17 protein-coding genes are annotated in these 18,891 nt (G+C 38.8%); 11 read left to right on the top strand and 6 right to left on the bottom strand.

The features are described from left to right. Positions 1-15: 15 nt before the first annotated feature. From BUA96_RS16290 to BUA96_RS16255, 6 genes are all read left to right on the top strand, one after another. Complete coding sequence (locus tag BUA96_RS16290) at positions 16-1,926, top strand: PQQ-binding-like beta-propeller repeat protein (protein ID WP_072984961.1); 1,911 nt, start codon at positions 16-18, stop codon at positions 1,924-1,926. A 393-nt stretch (positions 1,927-2,319) separates the two neighbouring features. Continuing rightward, on the top strand, positions 2,320-3,063 hold the full coding sequence (locus BUA96_RS16280; protein ID WP_072984957.1) for a DUF6498-containing protein: 744 nt from the start codon (positions 2,320-2,322) through the stop codon (positions 3,061-3,063). A 305-nt stretch (positions 3,064-3,368) separates the two neighbouring features. Then, on the top strand, positions 3,369-5,171 hold the full coding sequence (locus BUA96_RS16270) for an ATP-binding protein (protein ID WP_128755748.1): 1,803 nt from the start codon (positions 3,369-3,371) through the stop codon (positions 5,169-5,171). Positions 5,172-5,245: 74 nt separating this feature from the next. Further along, the gene (locus tag BUA96_RS16265) at positions 5,246-5,971 is read left to right on the top strand and encodes an NUDIX hydrolase (protein WP_072984953.1); all 726 of its coding nucleotides are present in this window, start codon (positions 5,246-5,248) and stop codon (positions 5,969-5,971) included. Positions 5,972-6,183: 212 nt separating this feature from the next. Beyond that, positions 6,184-6,834 carry a response regulator gene (locus BUA96_RS16260; RefSeq protein ID WP_072984951.1) on the top strand — a complete coding sequence of 217 codons (651 nt, stop codon included), beginning with the start codon at positions 6,184-6,186 and terminating at the stop codon, positions 6,832-6,834. Positions 6,835-6,913: 79 nt separating this feature from the next. Continuing rightward, entirely contained in the window at positions 6,914-7,525 is a 612-nt protein-coding gene (locus BUA96_RS16255; protein ID WP_072984949.1) for a DUF4230 domain-containing protein, read from the top strand. On the opposite strand, the gene BUA96_RS16250 is transcribed toward BUA96_RS16255, so the two are convergent. Beyond that, on the bottom strand, positions 7,517-9,268 hold the full coding sequence (locus tag BUA96_RS16250) for an aromatic amino acid hydroxylase (protein ID WP_072984947.1): 1,752 nt from the start codon (positions 9,266-9,268) through the stop codon (positions 7,517-7,519). The genes BUA96_RS16255 and BUA96_RS16250 overlap by 9 nt on opposite strands. A 200-nt stretch (positions 9,269-9,468) precedes the next feature. On the opposite strand from BUA96_RS16250, the gene BUA96_RS16245 reads away from it, so the two are divergent. Further along, the gene (locus BUA96_RS16245) at positions 9,469-10,221 is read left to right on the top strand and encodes an enoyl-CoA hydratase/isomerase family protein (RefSeq protein ID WP_072984943.1); all 753 of its coding nucleotides are present in this window, start codon (positions 9,469-9,471) and stop codon (positions 10,219-10,221) included. Positions 10,222-10,360: 139 nt separating this feature from the next. Here BUA96_RS16245 and BUA96_RS16240 read toward each other — a convergent pair whose 3' ends face one another. Together BUA96_RS16240 and BUA96_RS17330 are read right to left on the bottom strand one after the other, a co-directional pair. After that, positions 10,361-10,903, bottom strand: coding sequence for a DUF4136 domain-containing protein (locus tag BUA96_RS16240; protein ID WP_072984941.1), 543 nt, complete (start codon positions 10,901-10,903; stop codon positions 10,361-10,363). A gap of 89 nt (positions 10,904-10,992) precedes the next feature. Continuing rightward, complete coding sequence (locus BUA96_RS17330) at positions 10,993-11,154, bottom strand: C1orf53 family protein (RefSeq protein WP_164916949.1); 162 nt, start codon at positions 11,152-11,154, stop codon at positions 10,993-10,995. A gap of 93 nt (positions 11,155-11,247) precedes the next feature. On the opposite strand from BUA96_RS17330, the gene BUA96_RS16235 reads away from it, so the two are divergent. Then, positions 11,248-11,574 (top strand): hypothetical protein, encoded by a 327-nt coding sequence (locus BUA96_RS16235; RefSeq protein WP_072984939.1) that lies wholly within the window; start codon positions 11,248-11,250, stop codon positions 11,572-11,574. Position 11,575: 1 nt separating this feature from the next. On the opposite strand, the gene BUA96_RS16230 is transcribed toward BUA96_RS16235, so the two are convergent. Further along, the gene (locus BUA96_RS16230) at positions 11,576-13,060 is read right to left on the bottom strand and encodes a hypothetical protein (protein WP_072984937.1); all 1,485 of its coding nucleotides are present in this window, start codon (positions 13,058-13,060) and stop codon (positions 11,576-11,578) included. 257 nt (positions 13,061-13,317) lie between these two features. Here BUA96_RS16230 and BUA96_RS16225 point away from each other — a divergent pair, with 257 nt between their 5' ends. From BUA96_RS16225 to hemL, 3 genes are read left to right on the top strand one after another with little or no spacing between them, the layout of a single operon-like run. After that, complete coding sequence (locus tag BUA96_RS16225) at positions 13,318-14,268, top strand: 1-aminocyclopropane-1-carboxylate deaminase/D-cysteine desulfhydrase (protein WP_072984934.1); 951 nt, start codon at positions 13,318-13,320, stop codon at positions 14,266-14,268. A gap of 1 nt (position 14,269) precedes the next feature. Next, positions 14,270-15,106 carry a glucosaminidase domain-containing protein gene (locus BUA96_RS16220; protein ID WP_072984932.1) on the top strand — a complete coding sequence of 279 codons (837 nt, stop codon included), beginning with the start codon at positions 14,270-14,272 and terminating at the stop codon, positions 15,104-15,106. Between the two features lie 2 nt (positions 15,107-15,108). Beyond that, a complete protein-coding gene (hemL, locus tag BUA96_RS16215) occupies positions 15,109-16,395 on the top strand; it encodes a glutamate-1-semialdehyde 2,1-aminomutase (RefSeq protein ID WP_072985084.1) in 1,287 nt (428 codons plus the stop codon). A gap of 121 nt (positions 16,396-16,516) precedes the next feature. Here hemL and BUA96_RS16210 read toward each other — a convergent pair whose 3' ends face one another. Further along, on the bottom strand, positions 16,517-17,017 hold the full coding sequence (locus BUA96_RS16210; protein ID WP_164916948.1) for a DUF4890 domain-containing protein: 501 nt from the start codon (positions 17,015-17,017) through the stop codon (positions 16,517-16,519). Positions 17,018-17,158: 141 nt separating this feature from the next. Beyond that, the gene (gene lysS, locus BUA96_RS16205; protein WP_072984928.1) at positions 17,159-18,856 is read right to left on the bottom strand and encodes a lysine--tRNA ligase; all 1,698 of its coding nucleotides are present in this window, start codon (positions 18,854-18,856) and stop codon (positions 17,159-17,161) included. Positions 18,857-18,891: the final 35 nt, after the last annotated feature.

Genomic DNA, 18,891 nt, shown 5'->3' with positions numbered 1-18,891 from the left:
TTAACCTGTACAATTATGAAACTTAAATTACACCATTTAAAAAATGCGTTACTGTTGTTTTTTGTTACAGCAGTAACTTGGGCTCAAAAAGCAGAAGCACCTGATTATACTTACGATGTGGGTGCCGGCATCAACGATATGACGCTTACTTTAGGCGGAACACTCGTTGTTTGTACTAACGACGGTCTGGTTGGGATCAAACCGGGATCAAACGAACTCGTTTTTAATTTTACCGATTACGGAAGCGTTAAGCCTGAAGAGGTGCACTACATTCCTAATTCGCCTTACTTGATGGTAGATCAGAATGGGGTAGGCGGCATCAAAGCCTTATCTGGATTTTCAAGTAAAAAAGCAGTGATCGATTATATCTCTGGCGAAGTGATCTTTAGTACCGAAAAGAATGATTGGAAAACCATTCAAACTGCAGATGTGATTATGCCGGAAAGTAAATTAGTGATCAGCGGTTTTCAAAAAGGCGGCGGACAAGCTGAATCGGTTACACCAAAAATCGCGGTTTATGATTTAGTTACGGGCGAACTCGACTATTCTTTCTTTCTTGTGAAACCGGGTAAAACTACAATGAAGTTTTTTGCGGTAAGCGGAACTCCACTATTGCTGAAAGACAAGCTGCTTGTGCCTACCACACAAGGAATTTATGCCAAAACCAAAACCGGAGAAACACTTTGGGAGAATAAAGTAAAAGGCGTGGATTGGATGGTTACTAACGAGGATGAAAGCGACATCTATGCCATCGAAATGAACGATGCTAAAACCAATACCCAAGTATATAAAATAGGAACGAACGGTGCGGAAATCTGGAAAGACGCTCCCAAAGTACAAGGCGTGGTGAGTAATTTTCAAATCTTACCTCAGGGGCTCATTGTGGTGAGTGATAAAGACACTTCAGGAAAAAGTATTTTAGCAGGTCGTTCAGAATCTAAGATCAATTTTTTAAGTGCTTCTACCGGTGAAGACTTATGGGATAAAGCACCAAAAACAAAAGGTTTTGTACAGCATTTTTATGTGATGGATGACGGTGTATTATTCGGTATTCATGAAGGTGGAATAAATAAAGTTTCTTTTGATGGTACTCCGTTATTTAAGAAACCGCTGAAAACAGGAGAAGATATCAAGTTGATGGCAGAAACACCTAACGGACTCATCTATATCACTTCTGAAGATGCCAACATAGTTGATCTAAAAACGGGGGATCAGGTTTGGAAAAAGCCATTGAAATACAAGAGCGCAAATAGTGTAACTTCAGCATTTGATGCTAAAAATAACCGTTACTTGATCAATGCAGATGATGAGCTATTTGCGATAGATGCAGAAAGCAGTGAGATTTCAACCTTAGCAAAAGTGAAGTTCGAAGAGAAAGAAAACCCGAATACACTTACGGTTCGTGAAGATGGAATTTACTTAGGTAGCGATCAAAATATGGCTTTGCTTGATTTTGGAGGCGACACCCAATACCATACCTATCTGAAATCTCCGGGTCGCAGCACGTTTGGTAAAATCGTTGGCGGTGTAACCGCGGTAGCAACTACAGCATTAACAATGACTTCAGCAATGACAGCAGGTGCTAATATGCGCAGCCACGCGGTAAATACCAATAATCTCAGAAATTATAATGAATACGGAAGAGAAGCCAAACGCGCGCAAGATATGTTCGCAGGGATGGCGGATGCTTCTTTTGAATATTTAAGTACGCGTTTTAAAGCTACAGCAGCGACCGAAAATGCACAATTTATCCTAACTAAACTTGATGATGGAACCGGTCTGGCAAGAGTAAGTAAAGCCAACGGCGAGATTGAAAAAGAGATCGTCTTAAAAGATAAAAAGCCGGAATATAAAGTGGATGATTATGGTGGGGTGCTGTATTACAAAGCAGACAATAAAACCATTTACGCATATAATTTAAACTAAAAAGAAATTCCCGAAGTATCCTTCTTGTGCTTCGGGATTCTTAATTGCTAAAAGATGCATCTCCTATTTATCATAGTCGGTTTAAGTATTCCGTTAGGGTATTTGATTTTTAGAGTGGTAGAACGGCAGTTTGGGTATCGTTTTTCTAAAATCAAAATTGCGTTTTTTTACAGCTTTGCTGCGATGGTATATGCGCTCGTTGCACTGCTTGCAAGCTTTTTGCACCTCTATTTTTTACAGTTTTATATCGCAATTCCTGCTTTGGTTATGGGGTTTTTGTGTTTTTATAGAGCGAAGCTATTAAGATTAAAATCAAACTTCAAGCGCTTTGTTTTAATCCTGCTGGCATTGGTGACAATTTGGTGTTGCATTCAACTCATAACTATATTTTAGATGGAAAAGTTCAATTCAGCTGTTTTTTTAAAAGTCGCAACTCCAGACAAATCAAATGCTGCGTTGTATGCAAACGCATTGTTTTTATTGGTGCTGTTGGCGGTAGGATTTGTAACACCGTGGAGTATCGTGATGGCTTACTTTCTTGAGACCATTGTCATCGGGTTATTAAATGCTCTAAAAATGGCATTTTGTGTTGGATTTAAAAGACACAACGGAGGCACACAAGGGTTTGGGATCATTCTCTTTTTTCTTGTGCATTACGGATTTTTTGTAGCGATACAGAGCATTTTTGCCTTTACCTTTTTTGAATTAGGTGGAAGCACTTTTTTCACAGACGGAATCGCAGTTTTAAAGAATTACTGGACATTGCTTCAGTTAGATGGGATGTGGCTTTTACTCTTGAGCATAATTCTCAATAACTGCTTTTCTTTTGCAACTGATTTTCTTGGCGAAAAGCGCTATTTGAAATTTACCGCAAGTGAGTTGATGATCAAACCCTATTTGCGCATATTCATTCAGCAGTTTGTTGTGGTGCTTTCCGGGTTTTTCTTGGTGTATCTCGATGCCGGTTTTATTGCAGCGGTTTTGCTTATTATTTTGAGACTCGGTATTGATATGTTTCTGGTGAGTTTACGGGATAATTCGGCTTCTATAGATAAAGTGGCAGATTGGTATGCTTCAAAAAACGCTGAAGTTTCCGCCGAGGAAGTTAAAAAGCAACTCAAAATTTTTACAGAGTAAGTAATGCATTAAACCTATGACTTTAGAAAGTACATACGTGTTGGGGTTTTTATTACCAGTTTCACTTTTAGCCGCTGTTATGGTTCTAATTTTTTTAAAATTAAAATCTAGAGATCAAATTCGAAGCAGGCAGCGTATAAAACGCCTAGGAGAGCAATTGTCGCTAGCGCAGTATCAAATAAAGTATCGCCATAAGGGCTTAGATCGTTATAATCTGCTTCGATATAATTTGAATGATTCACTTTGTATTCAATCTGAAATAGATCTTTTCTAAAATGAAAAAATAATTATATTTAACATTTTAGTTGTCATACATTCAGATTATTATGGGCTTAAACTACAGATTGCTTGTACTGGTTTTTTTACTTTTCGCTAACCTTTCGGCTCAAACTTCAAAAGCAAAAATAGACTCCATAAATGCGATTCTAGTTCAAAACAGCGCTATAAAAACCGATAGCCTTTTTACCATCTTTCAGCAAAATTTAGAGAACGCTCAAACCCTTAACTATCCTAAAGGAATTGGTGAGGCGTTTCAAAAAATTGCAACGCTTTATGGTTATGAGGGGGATCTTGATGCGCGATTAGAATACAATTTTAAAGCCTTACGTATTTTTGAACAACATGAGTTGAGAATGGAGGAAGCTTATTTAAATGCTGAAATAGGCTACCAAATGAAGCGTGATGATATGACTAAAGCTGAAGCCTACATGAACCGAGGAATGAAGCTTGCCGAACAAGAAGTCTATGAGAATGTTCTTGATCGTATTTATAATAATTATGGGGTTTTAAAAGAAATGCAAGGGCAGTTAGACAGTGCCCTTTATTTTTATGAAAAGGGTTTAGAACTAGTTAAAAAACGTGATTTCACAGAAGGCTACCCTTACAGCTACAGTAATTTAGGAGGAGTGTATGGTCAACAGGGGAAGTATGATTTGGCGAGAAATTACTTTGAAAAGGCAAGACAAATCAGAGAGGAAATAGGAGATCAGAAAGGTATCGCTGAAAATTTCACTCAAATTGGTGAGGTGTATTTGGCCGAAGGAAAAAATCAAGAAGCCATATCATATTTTAAAAAAGCGGTACCCGTGGCTCACGCGCAGGATTATAGGTTTTTAGAGCAGTATACGTATCAACAACTTTCTCAGGCCTATAAAAATTTAAGGCAAACAGATTCTGCTTTATTTTATTTGGAACGTTATGGGGTTTTTAAAGATAGTATCAATGGACTTGAAGTAAATAAGAAAATTGCAGAGCTCAACCTCAATTATGAAACCGAGAAAAAAGAGAACCAAATTCTCGAGCAGCGTGCCCAGCTTGCTGAAAAAGATCTCGAAGTACGTCGCAAGAATGCATTTATTTACGGAAGTCTGGCTTTAGCCTTTATACTGGGACTTTTAGGGTATCTGATCTACAGCAGGCAGAAATTAAAAAACAGTCAGTTGCAAAAAGAGCACGAATTGCAGGTTGCTCTGGCTAAGATTGAGACCCAAAATCGGCTTCAAGAACAACGTTTACGCATCTCAAGAGATCTACACGATAACATAGGGTCGCAGCTTACATTTATCATCTCGAGTATTGATAATCTCAAATATCAACTCAAAGATGCAGATAGCGGTATTCTCGAGAAACTGAGTATGATAAGCGCTTTTACCTCAACAACGATCAATGAGTTGAGGGATACGATATGGGCGATGAATAAGGAGAAAATTTCGGTTGAAGATCTGCAAACGCGTATTTCAAATTTTATTGAGCGTGCGCAAAGCAGTAAAGATTCGGTGCAGTTTAGCTTTGACTTTAATACGAAACAAGCTCCTGATTTTATATTTACTTCAATTGAAGGAGTCAATATTTACCGCGTGATACAAGAAGCGGTCAATAATGCTTTAAAATATGCTGAAGCTCAAAATATTCAGGTTACTATGCAGGTCTGGGATGCTGATCAATTTAAAGTCGCTGTTGTTGACGATGGCAATGGTTTTGATCTTAAAAATCATCAGCAGGGTAATGGCTTAGGTAATATGAAAAAGCGCGTTCAAGACATAGGCGCAACACTTCAAATTGAAACGCAACCTACTCAAGGCACTCGAGTGATCCTTCAGTCAAAATAAGCAAAGACCTAGTTTTTATAGGTTATACCAGTTTTCGTTAAAAAAACGTATTTTGTACGCTTAAAACACGTTTTATGACACCAAGCTCAGCTAGTATTGCGCATGCTTCAAATAATGATTTTTACGCTGATAATGAAAAATTATACGTCGCGACAGACTGTATTGTCTTTGGTTTTGACGGTGAAGATCTCAAACTTCTTATTTTTAAAAGACGTGTAGAACCAGACTCTGGGATCTGGTCGTTGATTGGAAGTTTTGTGCAGCTTGATGAAAATGTAGATGATGCGGCACGACGCGTTTTAAAAGAAATTACGGGGCTTGAGCAAATATTCTTAGAGCAGTCTAAAACCTATGGTAAAGCAGATCGAGATCCCGGATACCGCTGTCTTTCTGTGGCGCATTATGCGCTGATACGTCTTGAAGATTATGACCGCGAACTTGTAGAAAGTCACGGGGCTTTCTGGTACACCTTAAAAGAATTGCCTACGCTTGCACTCGATCACGATCAGATGGTTGCAGATGCACTTGATAAACTGCGCAGAAAGGCGAGACAGCAACCCATTGGGTTTGAGCTTTTGCCTGAAAAATTTACCATTCCGCAGTTGCAAAAACTTTATGAAGCGATTTATCAACGCGATCTGGATCCTCGTAATTTTAGAAAAAAAGTGCTTTCGCTTAAAGTCCTGGTAAAGCTTGACGAGAAAGATAAAAGTGGCTCTAAACGCGGGGCCTTCCTCTATCGTTTTGATGCCGACAAATATGAAGAGCTTCTGGAAAGCGGTTATAATTTTGAGATTTAAAACAAAATAATTTAAAAATGGGGCAAATGCCCTATTGCGACCCTATAGTCTTCTTCTTAGTTTAGTGATCTCAATTTCAGTACTGTATTGAATGTTAGATCCGGAGAAGGGCTAGGGGACTTTTCCGGATTTTTTTACCAAATGACTGGCACTCATATTTTTTGATCCGAAACACCAGTTATTCGATTAAAATTTAAAGCTCTCAACTTCAAATGCCGGTAAAAATAGCCATAGTAGATGATAAATTTTTTCTCGCTAAAGCCATAGCAGAAAAGCTTTCCTTTTTTAAAGAATTCCATTTAAAATTTACTGCGGAACACGGTGCGGATCTTTTGACCAAATTAGATGATAATCCGCATATTGATTTGATCCTAATGGATATTGAAATGCCGGTTCTAAATGGGATTGAAGCCACAGCCTTAGTTAAACAGAAATATCCGCAGATTAAAATAATTATGCTCACGGTTTTTGATAATGACGAGCATATTTTTAATGCGATCAAAGCCGGGGCAGATGGGTATTTACTTAAAGACACCACACCTGACGAACTCCAAAAAGGAATAACAGAAACGCTTTCCGGCGGAGCCGCAATGAATGCGTCTATTGCTATGCGTACCCTTAAACTGTTGCGTAATCCAGAAGCTATAAGCAATTTGCAAGAGCGCGAAGAAATCTCGTTATCTTCTCGGGAAATTGATGTTCTAGAGCAGTTGGGCAAAGGATTAAGCTACACTAAAATTGCAGAAAATCTATTCTTGTCTCCCAGTACGGTGCGCAAACACATAGAAAATATCTACAAAAAGCTACAGGTGCATAGCAAGATCGAAGCGGTTGCCAAAGCCAGGCAAAACAATATTATATAATATGCTGTTAAGATTAGCAGCTTCCTTTTTTCTTTCCGCAATTAATAGATAAATTGACTTGATTCTATAATCAAGCCTTATGCGGAAAGTCTTAATCGTAATTCTTATACTCCTTTTAGGGTACTTTACCTATCAATATTTTAATGCTCAGCAGGAGAAGCGAGAACAATTAATTGAAGCGACAAATCTCATTGAAAAAGAAATTAAAAATGTAGGTAAGTTGGCTGTAACCGAAGGCTCATTTGCACAGGTTTTTACCTATAAAAACTCTAAGCAGATTTTCAATTTGGTGGAAGCGAATAAAAAAGCTTTGGTGGTGATTAATGCTAAAGTGACCATTGCTTATGATCTACGTGCTTTAGAAACGGAAGTCGATCCCGAGAACAAAACCATCACAATTAAAAAGATCCCCGCTCCAGAGATTAATATCAATCCGGATATTGAATATTACGATGTATCGCAAGATTATTTAAACCAGTTTGAAGCATCAGATTATAACAAAATCAAACAACGGGTGATGACTACAATAAGACAAAAGGTTGAGTCTTCAGAATTACCTCAAAATGCTGAAAACCGACTTCTAGCAGAACTTGCCAATATTTATGTGGTGACCAATACGTTGGGTTGGACCTTGCAGTATAACACTACTCCCATAAACTCGTCGCAAGAATTAAAAACGCTTTTAGACTAGTTCGAGACCATCTTCAATAAGATGTTTTACTTTAGGATGCTGCGCTTTAACTTGCTCTAAATGCTGAAGAATTTCAGTCATGAAGGCTGTGTTGTTTTCATCTTTAGCGAGTTCATACAATTCCACTGAAAGCAGCCAGTCTTTTTGATGGCTTTTTTTCAAAATATCAAAAACGGCCAGAGGAGCAAACTTGGTGTTTTTTCCTTCTCTATAATTGCGAACGGCGAGATAGAGGTCTTCTAACTCTTGACGTTGTGCGCTCATTTTTGGTTTTGCAGTAGTAGAAGAAATTTTATGCTGAATTAAATCAAACGAATTAAAATCTGCCGGTCCAGCAAAAGCCGAAGTGATTTTCTTACCTACCGCGAGATGATAAATTCCCCATTCTGGCTTGAATAAAATGCGTTCTTCGTAGCTCACAGTACACTCTTTAAAACTGATAAGAATGATTTTTCCCTTAAGGTTCCGCGTTCCAGTAATGATCTCGCCGCTTACTTTGATACCACCTTCAAATTCAAGCGTTACAATGCTTCCCTCAGAAATTTTATAAGCGATTAAATCCTTAGGGCTCATATCTTCAATAGCGAGATTGATGCCTTTAAGTTTGCCTATTGCACTTCCGTAGCCGTCAGGATGGTTAATTGTGCTGTGACCTACCAATTCTTTTTCGTGGTAACTCAGTGCGCTTTTTCCTTTGGTTTGCAGGTAAGCAACCTTGTCTTTATAAAGAATCATTTCAGTAAACACTCCCGAAATTTGTAAACCGGTACTGAGTTCAATCGTTCCCAGATTTTTGCTGTCAATCAGTTTTTGTAAACCTTCAGGACCGCCGGTGCGCAACGCCATGGAGTTGGCAAATTCCTCAAGAACTTCACTTAAATAGGCAAAATTAGGTGTTACATAAAGTTGAGGTTGCGGTTTTGTGATGTCAAATTCCTGTTGCGCGGCATTGATAGCATACGGAAGTTTTTTCACTTTATCGGTCATACACCAAGCGCTTTCACCTATAGATGAAAGCAAACCGGCTCCATAAATTTTAGGCTTTTGCGGAGTTCCTATAAGTCCGTATTCTACCGTCCACCAGTGCAGGTTTCTTATAAGCGCCATTTCACTAGGCATTCCCATATTATTTTGCAGAAAATCTACGCGTTGTTCTACCTTTTCGATTTCGCTTTGCGGCGTATCTTCCGCTTCTTTTAAGATGGAAAGTTCGCGCACCGCTTCATACAACTCATAATCTTTAGCCGAAGAAATCGCTTTGCACCCAATCTCACCAAAACGTCTTAGGTATTCGGCATACTCAGGATTGGCAATAATAGGCGCGTGGCCGGCGCCCTCGTGAATGATATCTGGCGCTGGCGTATACTCAAGATGCTCTAGTTGTCTGATGTCTGAAGCTATGACCAAAACATTGTATGCTTGAAACTCCATAAATGCCGCCGGTGGAATAAACCCATCAACAGCGACTGCCGCCCAGCCAATTTCTTTGAGAATGCGATTCATTCCATACATATTAGGAATATGATCGATAGAAATCCCGGTTTGTTTGAGTCCGTCTAAATAAGATTTATGTGCAACAGTGCTGAGGTATGCAACGTTTTTACGCATCACATAGCGCCACACTGCTTGATTGATCGCGGTATAATTGTCGTAATTCTGCGGTTTAATGTATTGCTTTAAATGCGCAGGAAGACGCTCAATAAGTGGATTAGTTTCTATATTTTTATCTAAAACCTGACTCATAACTAAAATGCTTCTGTACCCGAAAATTGGGATTATATGCGGTAAATTTCGATTTAGGTTCTGCGTTGAAATCTTCAAAATAGAACAAGATTACCTCAGCGTAATTTACTAATGAAAAATAAGAATATGTTTATAAATATTGTTCTTATATCTATAAATTTGATAAATATTTAATAGAAACTACTTTTTACTGAAAATTTATGTCAGAATCCTATGTAACGCTTGATGTTAAAAATGCGGTGGGAACCATCACATTCTACACGCCTAATCATAATGCTTTACCGACTGAAATTCTAAAGAAATTAGAACGTACTATAATCGAAGCTGGATCTCGTAGGGATTTGCGTGTACTGGTTATTCAAAGTGGGGGAGACCGTACCTTTTGTGCGGGGGCAAGCTTTAACGAACTAATCGCAATTAAAGATGAAAAGCAGGGTAAAGACTTTTTTATGGGGTTTGCACGAGTGATCTTAGCAATGCGTAAATGCCCATTGCTTACTATTGTACGGGTGCAAGGCAAGGCGGTAGGCGGTGGAGTTGGTCTGGCTGCTGCTGCTGATTATTGCATGGCGACCAAATATGCTTCGATAAAATTGAGTGAGATCAGCATAGGAATTGGTCCATTTGTGATAGGACCTGCTGTGGAACGTAAAATTGGAGTTTCTGCATTTTCCCAAGTGACCATCAATGCGCAAGAATTTTATTCCGCAGCATGGGCTCAAGAGCGCGGACTGTATGCTTCGGTTTTTGAAACTGTCGAAGCATTAGATCAAGCTATTGAAAAATTAGCTGGTGATTTAGCTACCTACAATCCTGAAGCTTTAGCCGAAAGTAAAAAGATGTTTTGGTCCAATACGGAAGCTTGGGACAACCTCTTAGAAACGCGAGCAGCAACAAGTGGTAAGTTGGTTTTATCAGACTTTACACGCAAAAAACTTCAATCGTATGCATAAAAAAAGCCCTCAATAGAGGGCTTTTTTTATTGGCGGCGCCAAAGAGTTTAATGCTCCGAGTCTTGCCTTAAAATTTAAAATTTGTTTTCAATCAATGCCTCAAGGCTTGCCCTGAGGTCGTTTATTGCTTTAGCTCTTCTTAATTAGAAGCCATTTGTTTCGGTGGATATTCTTGCATAATCTCACCTACAATTTCGTTAATACGTTCTTGCTTGCGCTCTACATTTCGCGCTAGATATCCGGTACCTTGACCTTGCCAAACCAGTTCTTTTTTGGTCGCATCGATCAGGTCAATGTATAGTGTGCCTTCAGTAGTTCTGGAAACGGTGTTGCCAAAACCGCCGCCCCACGGTCCCCAAGGACCCCAGGCGCCCCAACCCCAACCGAAGTTGTTATATACATCTACGCGTTCTTCTGCTGTAGTAAAAATACTTACTAACATAGATGGATTGTCAGATTTTACGAAGCCTTTAGCCATCATTTCGGTTTCGATCGCGCGTAAAATTCTTTTTTTATCTAAATCAGAAATTTCGGCTTTATCAATACCCGGTTTAAAAAATGCAAAGGTTTTGTAATTTGTAAAGTCAGCACTCTGATCATAATCAGAAGCCACTCGAACGGAACTACATGCCGATAGTACTGCGACAACAGCAAGTAGTAAAAAGGGTTTTAATTTTTTCATAATGACGTATTTAAAGTTTGAATCAGCCGAAATAGAATAAGTTCTATTCTAAGTTATTAGCATCAACTATTATACCAAGAGTTCACTGATCACTCTCGATTTTTATCAAAACCATAAGGACAGTGGCGGCACCCGCTTTTACAACAGTAGCCCCGTTTTAAATGGTATTGCTCGGTAAAGCACTTATAACCTTCAGGTGTCAAATAATAATCTCCTTCTTCTAAAGGAATGCGTTGTTTAAAAGAACTCACGGTATTAAAGTTATGAAAAGAAACAGTAGTCTTACGTGAAAAAACGCTTAAAACTACCCCTAGATTGTATGTTAGTGCAATTATAAGTTACCTATGCCAATTTATATTATTTTCCCTAAAATCTTTAAGCATTTTGCCGGCTGCGCACTCTGGCCCTTTGTGCTATTAAAAGATCCCAAATTAAAGCAAGACCCAATTTTTATAAATCACGAGCGTATTCATTTACGGCAACAGCAAGAACTTTTAATAGTTTTCTTTTATATCTGGTATAGCATTGAGTTTGTAATACACCTGATTCGTCTACAATCTCAATACGCCGCTTATCGCGCGATAAGTTTTGAGAAAGAGGCCTATGCAAAAGAAAACGACCTTAGCTATTTAAAGCAAAGGCCGTTCTGGAGTTTTTTAAGGTATTTGTGAGTTAGCGATGAACGATGATTTGAAATCTATCATAATTAGAAGCACCAAAAATCATTTGAAAATCAAATTGAGAGCCAAAACCTCTTCCGTAAAGTCTAAAAGTATGAGTACCTGCAGGTAATTCTACATAAGATGTTCCGTTTAAATAATAATATCCTGCAGCATAATTACTTTGACTATTAGGATCAGGGTCGTGACCATTGGTATATGTACCTGTGTCATATGCTAAATGTTCTGCAGTATTGTTGATGGTAACCCATCCTCTAAAAAGTCTCGGGGCACCATCTGTAATAGCATCCCCATTGCGCCTTGTTATAGAGACGCTATAAAAATAAATTATTTGAACAAGTGATGTTTGAGTTAGTGTAATTGTTTCTGTAAGTAATAACCGATCAACTGATGCACCAGTATTAAAACCTGAAGTGACAGTATTATTATTGCCAGTTAAAAAATCAACTCTATTCACAGGCATATAAGTCTGAACTAACGAAGGCTGTAGGACCATTGTGCCGTTATCATCAACATAGACAGGCATAAAATCACCAGTGACATTCTCTGCATTATTAGTGTCTGATAAACCGTCTACACGTATGGTCGAGTTATTTCCTGATATATGTAACTTTTCTTGAGGTGTATTAGTCGACAGACCAACATTATCTGAAGAACCGTCAACAAATAGGGTGTTGGCGCTGTTATCGGTTTCAACTCTAAAGTCAAGATTTAGTCCTTGCTCATTAAATATAGTACTGGAATTGGCGGCTATCCTGTGGTTGTAACTATTGTTTTCATATAAATCTAATATACCATCATCATCGGTACTATAAAGTCTTCCGGTTATATCATTAACGTTAGCATCATTTTGATAGACAGAAATACTATTGCTAAATGATGTGGTTTGGTCGTTGTTGAAAACTGCAGTAGTACCTACTGCAGTTACATCAGGATTGTTTCCTCCAGTGGCTACGACAAGACCTTGATTGGTGCCACTTTCCATAAATATTGAAGCATCATAATAGTCACCACTATTTTGAAAACCAACTCCGGTTTCGGTTACATTATTGGTACGTTTTATTGAGATGGCATTGCGACCAATATTTCCTTCAAATTGTAACGTTTTGTCCTCTTGACTAACAATTCTATTTTCTTCTAGCGTGCCATCTGTGGTATAAATATTTTCTCCGTTGCCGCCTACAGCAACCCATTGCGTGCCGTCCCAGTAATAGAAGCCTTTGCCGGTCGAAGTATTGGTGTTATACACCAGCAAACTTTCGCTGCTTGTAAGATCGCCGGTCACAGGAGCTTGAGTGCTCAGGTCTGCAATATCGACTCGCGGAATTAAAATACCTTTCTCTGCGCTCTCTATATCAAGTAGAGAACCTCCGGCAGGATTGGTGGTGCCAATCCCCACTTGAGCATTGGATATAAACGAAAGTAAGAATAAACTCAGTAAGAAACTGAGCTTGAGCATAGGGGTAATTGTTTTCATAACTTGGTCAATCTTAAGATTCGGGGGTAACCACAGTATTAAAAAGCTATATGACCAATAAACAAGTCATTAGACTGCAAAATTAAGTATTTTATCGAATTACAGTCAAGTTTTAACCTGTATAATCATTCTATATAAGCGATTTTATAGTTGAATATCAGTAATTAAAGTCAAAAATTGACTCGTGTACTTGTATAAAACCTTTATTCTTAAATTTGCTTTTTAAACTGCGGTATGCTATTTAATACATACGAAAAATGAACGATTTAGGTTTTTTTACTTCTTTAGAAGATGAACCTCAGATTCAATATTTAAGGGATTCTTTGTATGAAGAATTTCAAGTCGAGGTAGCTATTAAAAGGGAAGATCAGATCGATACCTATGTTTCCGGTAATAAATTCAGGAAATTAAAATACAATGTGCTAGAAGCCGCAAAACAACAGCACGATACCTTGCTTACTTTTGGAGGAGCGTATTCTAATCATATCGCAGCAGTAGCCAAAGCTGGATCGCGCTCAGGTTTTAAAACTATCGGAGTGATTCGTGGAGAGGAGCTTGCTCAAAATCTTCGGCAGACGCTTCAGCATAATCCTACCTTGAGATTTGCCAAAGATTACGGAATGCAATTCAAGTTTGTTTCACGCGAAACGTATCGAGAAAAGCTTCAACCCAAATTTTTACAGCAGTTAAAAGATGAATTTGGCACTTTCTATTTAATTCCGGAAGGTGGAACCAATACTCTGGCCGTACAGGGTTGTACTGAAATCCTTTCAGAAGCGACTCAAGACTTTGATTATATCGCTTGTCCTGTTGGAACCGGAGGCACCATTGGAGGAATTATAGATGGCAGTTTTCCGCATCAAAAAATTTTAGGATTTCCGGCGTTGAAAGGTGATTTTCTAAATGCTGAAATTAAAAAATATACTGATAAAACCAATTGGGAACTTGTTAACGCATATCATTTTGGCGGTTATGCTAAAGTAAATCAAGATCTTGTAACCTTTATCAATGACTTTAAAAAGAAGCACGATATCTTGCTAGATCCGGTTTATACGGGTAAAATGATGTTCGGTCTCAGAGATCTTATTCGCAATGAGTTTTTCTCTAAAAATACCCGTATTTTAGCCGTTCATACAGGAGGCCTGCAAGGTATTGCCGGGATGAACCAAAAACTCTTGAAAAAAGGATTTCCACTGATTAGAATGTAATATGATTAAAAAAGTTCTTACTCTTTTTATTCTAAGTCTTTTGCTGATAGGTTGTGGCGGAAGCAAGCGTGCTGCTAAGCGTAAAGTAAGTGTTCGCCCCTCTCGTACTACTGAGACACGTACCGCAGCGCGTAATAATACACCACCTGCTGAAACTACTAAGGAAACCGAAAGAGCTTATGTGTACGCTCCGTTTGACAAAGTAGAAGATTATATTGAGCATTTTGCACCTATTGCTAAGGAAGAAATGCGACTTTATAAAATACCGGCGAGCATCACAATGGCTCAGGCTGTATTAGAATCGGGTGCCGGAAATGGCAATTTGACTAAAAAAGCTAATAATCACTTCGGAATAAAATGTCATAACTGGACGGGCGATGTGGTATATCACGATGATGACGAGAAGGGCGAATGCTTCAGAAAATATAGAGATCCTAAATATTCTTTTAGAGATCATTCCTTATTTCTAACAGGTAGAAGTAGGTATGCAGATTTGTTTGATCTGGAACCTGACGACTATAAAGGTTGGGCCCACGGTCTGCGCAAAGCAGGTTATGCAACAGATAGAAAATATCCTGAAAAACTCATTGCGATCATTGAACGATATGCGATGTACAACTATGATGCTGAGGTTTTAGGAACAAAAATTAAAGAATATAAACCCGAACCTTCAAATGCCGTGAGTATTCATACGGTAAAAAAAGGAGAAACACTTTATAGTATTTCACGTATGTATAACCTTACGGTAGATGAGCTAAAAAAGAACAACGGGTTAAATAATAACACGATAAGTATTGGGCAACAGTTAAATGTGACCCCACAGTATAACGGATTTTAATGATGATTTATAAAAGAAGTAGCGCATTATTTGCAGAAGCGCAAGAGGTAATCCCCGGCGGAGTAAACTCACCGGTAAGAGCTTTTAAAGCTGTTGGCGGGGATCCTATTTTTGTGAAAGAAGCAAAGGGCGCATATCTATTTGATGAAGACGGAAATAAATTAATTGACTACATCAACTCTTGGGGACCTATGATATTAGGTCACGCTTACCAGCCAGTGGTTGATGCGGTTATTGAAAGAACTAAGAAAGGAACCTCTTTTGGAACCCCTACAGAATTGGAAACTGAGATTGCCAAGCTAGCGGTCAAGATGGTGCCCGGTATTGATAAAATACGCTTTGTAAATAGCGGTACCGAAGCTTGTATGAGTGCGGTGCGTTTGGCACGTGGCTTCACTGGCAGGGATAAAATTATAAAGTTTGCCGGTTGCTACCACGGGCATTCTGATTCGTTTTTAATTCAAGCGGGGAGTGGTGCGGTGACTTTTGGTTCGCCTAATAGCCCCGGTGTAACTCAAGGTACGGCAAAAGATACCTTACTTGCAGAATACAATAATCTAGATCAAGTACGAGAGATCTTTGAAGCCAATAAAGAGGAAATAGCTACGGTTATTTTAGAGCCGGTTGCCGGAAACATGGGATGTATTCCTCCGGCAGAAGGTTTTCTTGAAGGATTAAGGGATTTATGTCAAGCTCACGGAGCGCTACTTATTTTTGATGAGGTAATGACTGGTTTTAGGCTAGCTGCAGGTGGTGCACAAGAATTAACGGGTGTTCAGGCTGATATTGTAACCTTCGGAAAAGTAATAGGTGGTGGTTTGCCTGTAGGAGCTTTTGCTGCACGAAATGAAATTATGAATCACTTGGCTCCATTAGGTCCGGTGTATCAGGCAGGAACTTTAAGCGGAAACCCTTTGGCAATGGCTGCCGGTTTAGCTATGCTTCAAGCTTTAGATCAGGATCGCGAAATCTTCAAACGACTTGAACAAAAAACCGAATACCTACATAAAGGAATTGCTCAAGTATTAACCGAAAACAGAATCACGCATACGATTAATAGAGTGGGTTCGATGATTTCAGTACATTTTGCTGAGGAGGCAGTAACCGATTTTGCTTCGGCATCTGCAGGTGCTAACGAAACGTTTAAAAAATTTTTCCACGGGTTATTAGCAGAAGGGGTTTACATTGCTCCAAGTGCTTATGAGACGTGGTTTATAACTGACGCGTTGACTTATGAAGATCTTGATGCGACTATTGCGGCGGTAGCTAAAATTGCACCGACGCTTTAGTAGTGAAAATGAAATAAAATAAAAATCCCCGCAATTCGCGGGGATTTTTTGGTGGTACTGCCAAAGGCTATAACTCTTTTGGCCTTTACCTTGAAATAGAAAACCTGTTTTTGAGATTGGCTTATCTACGCCACTTAGCTTTCTGATTGCGGTCGTGAGAACGTTCTCCACGTTTGCCATCACGCATCGCCATACGGTCGTGACGCTTCATTTTAAGTTTACGCCATTCGTCAAATTGCTCTTCATTTAAAATATTTTGCATTTTTTCTTGATGTGCAATTTGCTTATCTAACATTTCAGAATGTCTTTCTTTGATAGACTCACGCATTGCTGCAATTTCTTCTTCTGTAGGTTTTACACCTTTTTCGCGAGTACTTTTCTTAGCGGCACGTTCTTCCCACTGGGCTTTACGCTCTTTAGCTTCTGCAAGCTGAAGATCATAAACTTGCTTTTGTTGTTTATCATCAAGTACAAGCGCTAGAGTCAAACGTTTAGTTTGTAATTCAGCCATTTCTTCAGGTGTAGCTTCCATCATTTTTTTGAAACGCTCCCCACGCGGCTGTTCCTGTGCAAAAGTTGTTGTGGCAACAAATAATGCGGCAATTGCGATCAATTTTTTCATATCCATTAATTTTTATGTTATATCTCTATGACTTTGATAATTTCAAAAGGTTTATTTGCCTAGGGGATTTTTAACATTCTTTAAACTAAAAGCCCGACTCAAACTGAATCGGGCTTTCGAAGTATTTTGAAAAGTCTGCGATTAATAATCTATGAGAGTAACCGTAAGGTTTTCACCTTCTTTCTCAACTTTAGCTAGCTTTTGTTTGGTAAGGCCTTTAATGCCTTTATCCCATTTTTTATTGCTTAACCCGGAAGCTTCTTTTAAAGTGTCTAGTGAAAGATTTTTTTCCTTCTTGAGAATATTAAAAATGGTTTTTTCTTCTTCAGTCAATTCTACCTTCTTACGTTCGGGCTTCATTTGCGGGAAGAATAATACCTCTTGAATAGATTGATTATTGGTCAAGAACATAATTAAACGATCCATCCCAATTCCTAAACCAGATGTTGGAGGCATTCCGTATTCAAGAGCTCTTAAGAAATCCTGATCAATAAACTCTGTCGCTTCATCATCTCCTTTTTCAGCAAGTTTAAGTTGCTCTTCAAAACGCTCGCGTTGATCAATAGGATCGTTCAATTCTGAATACGCATTGGCAATTTCCTTACCGCAAACCATAAGTTCAAAACGCTCGGTAAGCTCAGGATTTTCACGATGTTCTTTGCATAACGGACTCATTTCTTTAGGGTAGTCTGTGATGAATGTAGGCTGGATAAAGTTGCCTTCGCATTTCTCACCAAAGATCTCATCAATGAGTTTCCCTTTACCCATAGTTTCATCAACTTCAAGCCCCATTCCTAAAGCAGCCTCACGAAGTTCAGATTCAGACTTATCAGTGATATCATAACCGGTAAATTGTTTGATCGCATCGGTCATAGTTACACGCGCGTAGGGCGCTTTGAAGTCTACTTTATGTTGACCAAAAGTAGCTTCAGTAGTACCGTTAACCGCTGTTGCGCAATGCTCAAGTAGTTTTTCAGTAAAGGCCATCATCCAGTTGTAGTCTTTATAGGCTACATAAATTTCCATTGCCGTAAATTCTGGGTTGTGCGTACGATCCATCCCTTCATTTCTGAAGTTTTTAGAGAACTCATAAACTCCATCAAAACCACCCACGATCAATCTTTTTAGATACAATTCATTGGCAATTCTCAAATACAACGGAATGTCTAATGCGTTGTGGTGCGTAACAAAAGGTCGTGCTGCAGCACCTCCCGGAATAGATTGTAGGATAGGAGTTTCTACCTCAAAATATCCCTTGTCGTTGAAGAAATTACGCATTGCAGCAAAAAGCTTAGTGCGTTTTACAAATACGTCTTTAACTTTTGGATTGACTACAAGATCTGCATAGCGCTGGCGATAGCGCATTTCAGGATCGTTAAATTTGTCAAATTCGTTTCCATCTTTATCCACTTTAGGTAAGGGAAGCGGTTTAAGCGCTTTACTAAGCAGCGTGAATTGTTTAACCATCACAGTTTTCTCACCTACTTGAGTGGTAAAAAGTTCACCTTCAATACCTATAAAATCACCAATATCGAGTAATTTTTTGTAGACGTCATTGTACTGGGTTTTATCCTCTCCCGGGCAGATCTCATCACGATTAAAATACACTTGAATACGACCGGTTGAATCTTGCAACTCGGCAAAAGAGGCTTTACCTTGAATTCTACGAGACATCAATCTGCCGGCGATAACCACCTTCTTACCGTCTTCAAAATCCTGTTTTATCTTCGCTGAAGTATGATCTACCGGATACAAATCTGCCGGATATGGGTTTATGTTTAATTTGCGTAAACCTGCCAGTTTCTCGCGTCTGATAATTTCCTGTTCTGAAAGTTGCATAATGCTGTCTGTATTTAAGCCCGCAAATATAGCAA

This window comes from Leeuwenhoekiella palythoae (assembly GCF_900130045.1).
In the GTDB taxonomy this organism is placed as follows: Bacteria; Bacteroidota; Bacteroidia; order Flavobacteriales; family Flavobacteriaceae; genus Leeuwenhoekiella; species Leeuwenhoekiella palythoae.
The sequence above is the reverse complement of the archived record's forward strand: the minus strand, read 5'-3'. Positions and strand labels throughout refer to the sequence as shown.

Bases quoted from the DNA above. Each gene is read 5' to 3' on its own strand.
- BUA96_RS16290 (WP_072984961.1), top strand. From the start codon at position 16: ATGAAACTTAAATTACACCATTTAAAAAATGCGTTACTGTTGTTTTTT.
- lysS (WP_072984928.1), bottom strand. From the start codon at position 18,856: ATGCAACTTTCAGAACAGGAAATTATCAGACGCGAGAAACTGGCAGGT.
- BUA96_RS16225 (WP_072984934.1), top strand. From the start codon at position 13,318: ATGAACGATTTAGGTTTTTTTACTTCTTTAGAAGATGAACCTCAGATT.
- BUA96_RS16230 (WP_072984937.1), bottom strand. From the start codon at position 13,060: ATGAAAACAATTACCCCTATGCTCAAGCTCAGTTTCTTACTGAGTTTA.
- BUA96_RS16220 (WP_072984932.1), top strand. From the start codon at position 14,270: ATGATTAAAAAAGTTCTTACTCTTTTTATTCTAAGTCTTTTGCTGATA.
- BUA96_RS16250 (WP_072984947.1), bottom strand. From the start codon at position 9,268: ATGAGTCAGGTTTTAGATAAAAATATAGAAACTAATCCACTTATTGAG.
- BUA96_RS16265 (WP_072984953.1), top strand. From the start codon at position 5,246: ATGACACCAAGCTCAGCTAGTATTGCGCATGCTTCAAATAATGATTTT.
- BUA96_RS16235 (WP_072984939.1), top strand. From the start codon at position 11,248: ATGCCAATTTATATTATTTTCCCTAAAATCTTTAAGCATTTTGCCGGC.
- hemL (WP_072985084.1), top strand. From the start codon at position 15,109: ATGATTTATAAAAGAAGTAGCGCATTATTTGCAGAAGCGCAAGAGGTA.
- BUA96_RS16255 (WP_072984949.1), top strand. From the start codon at position 6,914: ATGCGGAAAGTCTTAATCGTAATTCTTATACTCCTTTTAGGGTACTTT.
- BUA96_RS16210 (WP_164916948.1), bottom strand. From the start codon at position 17,017: ATGAAAAAATTGATCGCAATTGCCGCATTATTTGTTGCCACAACAACT.
- BUA96_RS16240 (WP_072984941.1), bottom strand. From the start codon at position 10,903: ATGAAAAAATTAAAACCCTTTTTACTACTTGCTGTTGTCGCAGTACTA.
- BUA96_RS16245 (WP_072984943.1), top strand. From the start codon at position 9,469: ATGTCAGAATCCTATGTAACGCTTGATGTTAAAAATGCGGTGGGAACC.
- BUA96_RS16260 (WP_072984951.1), top strand. From the start codon at position 6,184: ATGCCGGTAAAAATAGCCATAGTAGATGATAAATTTTTTCTCGCTAAA.
- BUA96_RS16280 (WP_072984957.1), top strand. From the start codon at position 2,320: ATGGAAAAGTTCAATTCAGCTGTTTTTTTAAAAGTCGCAACTCCAGAC.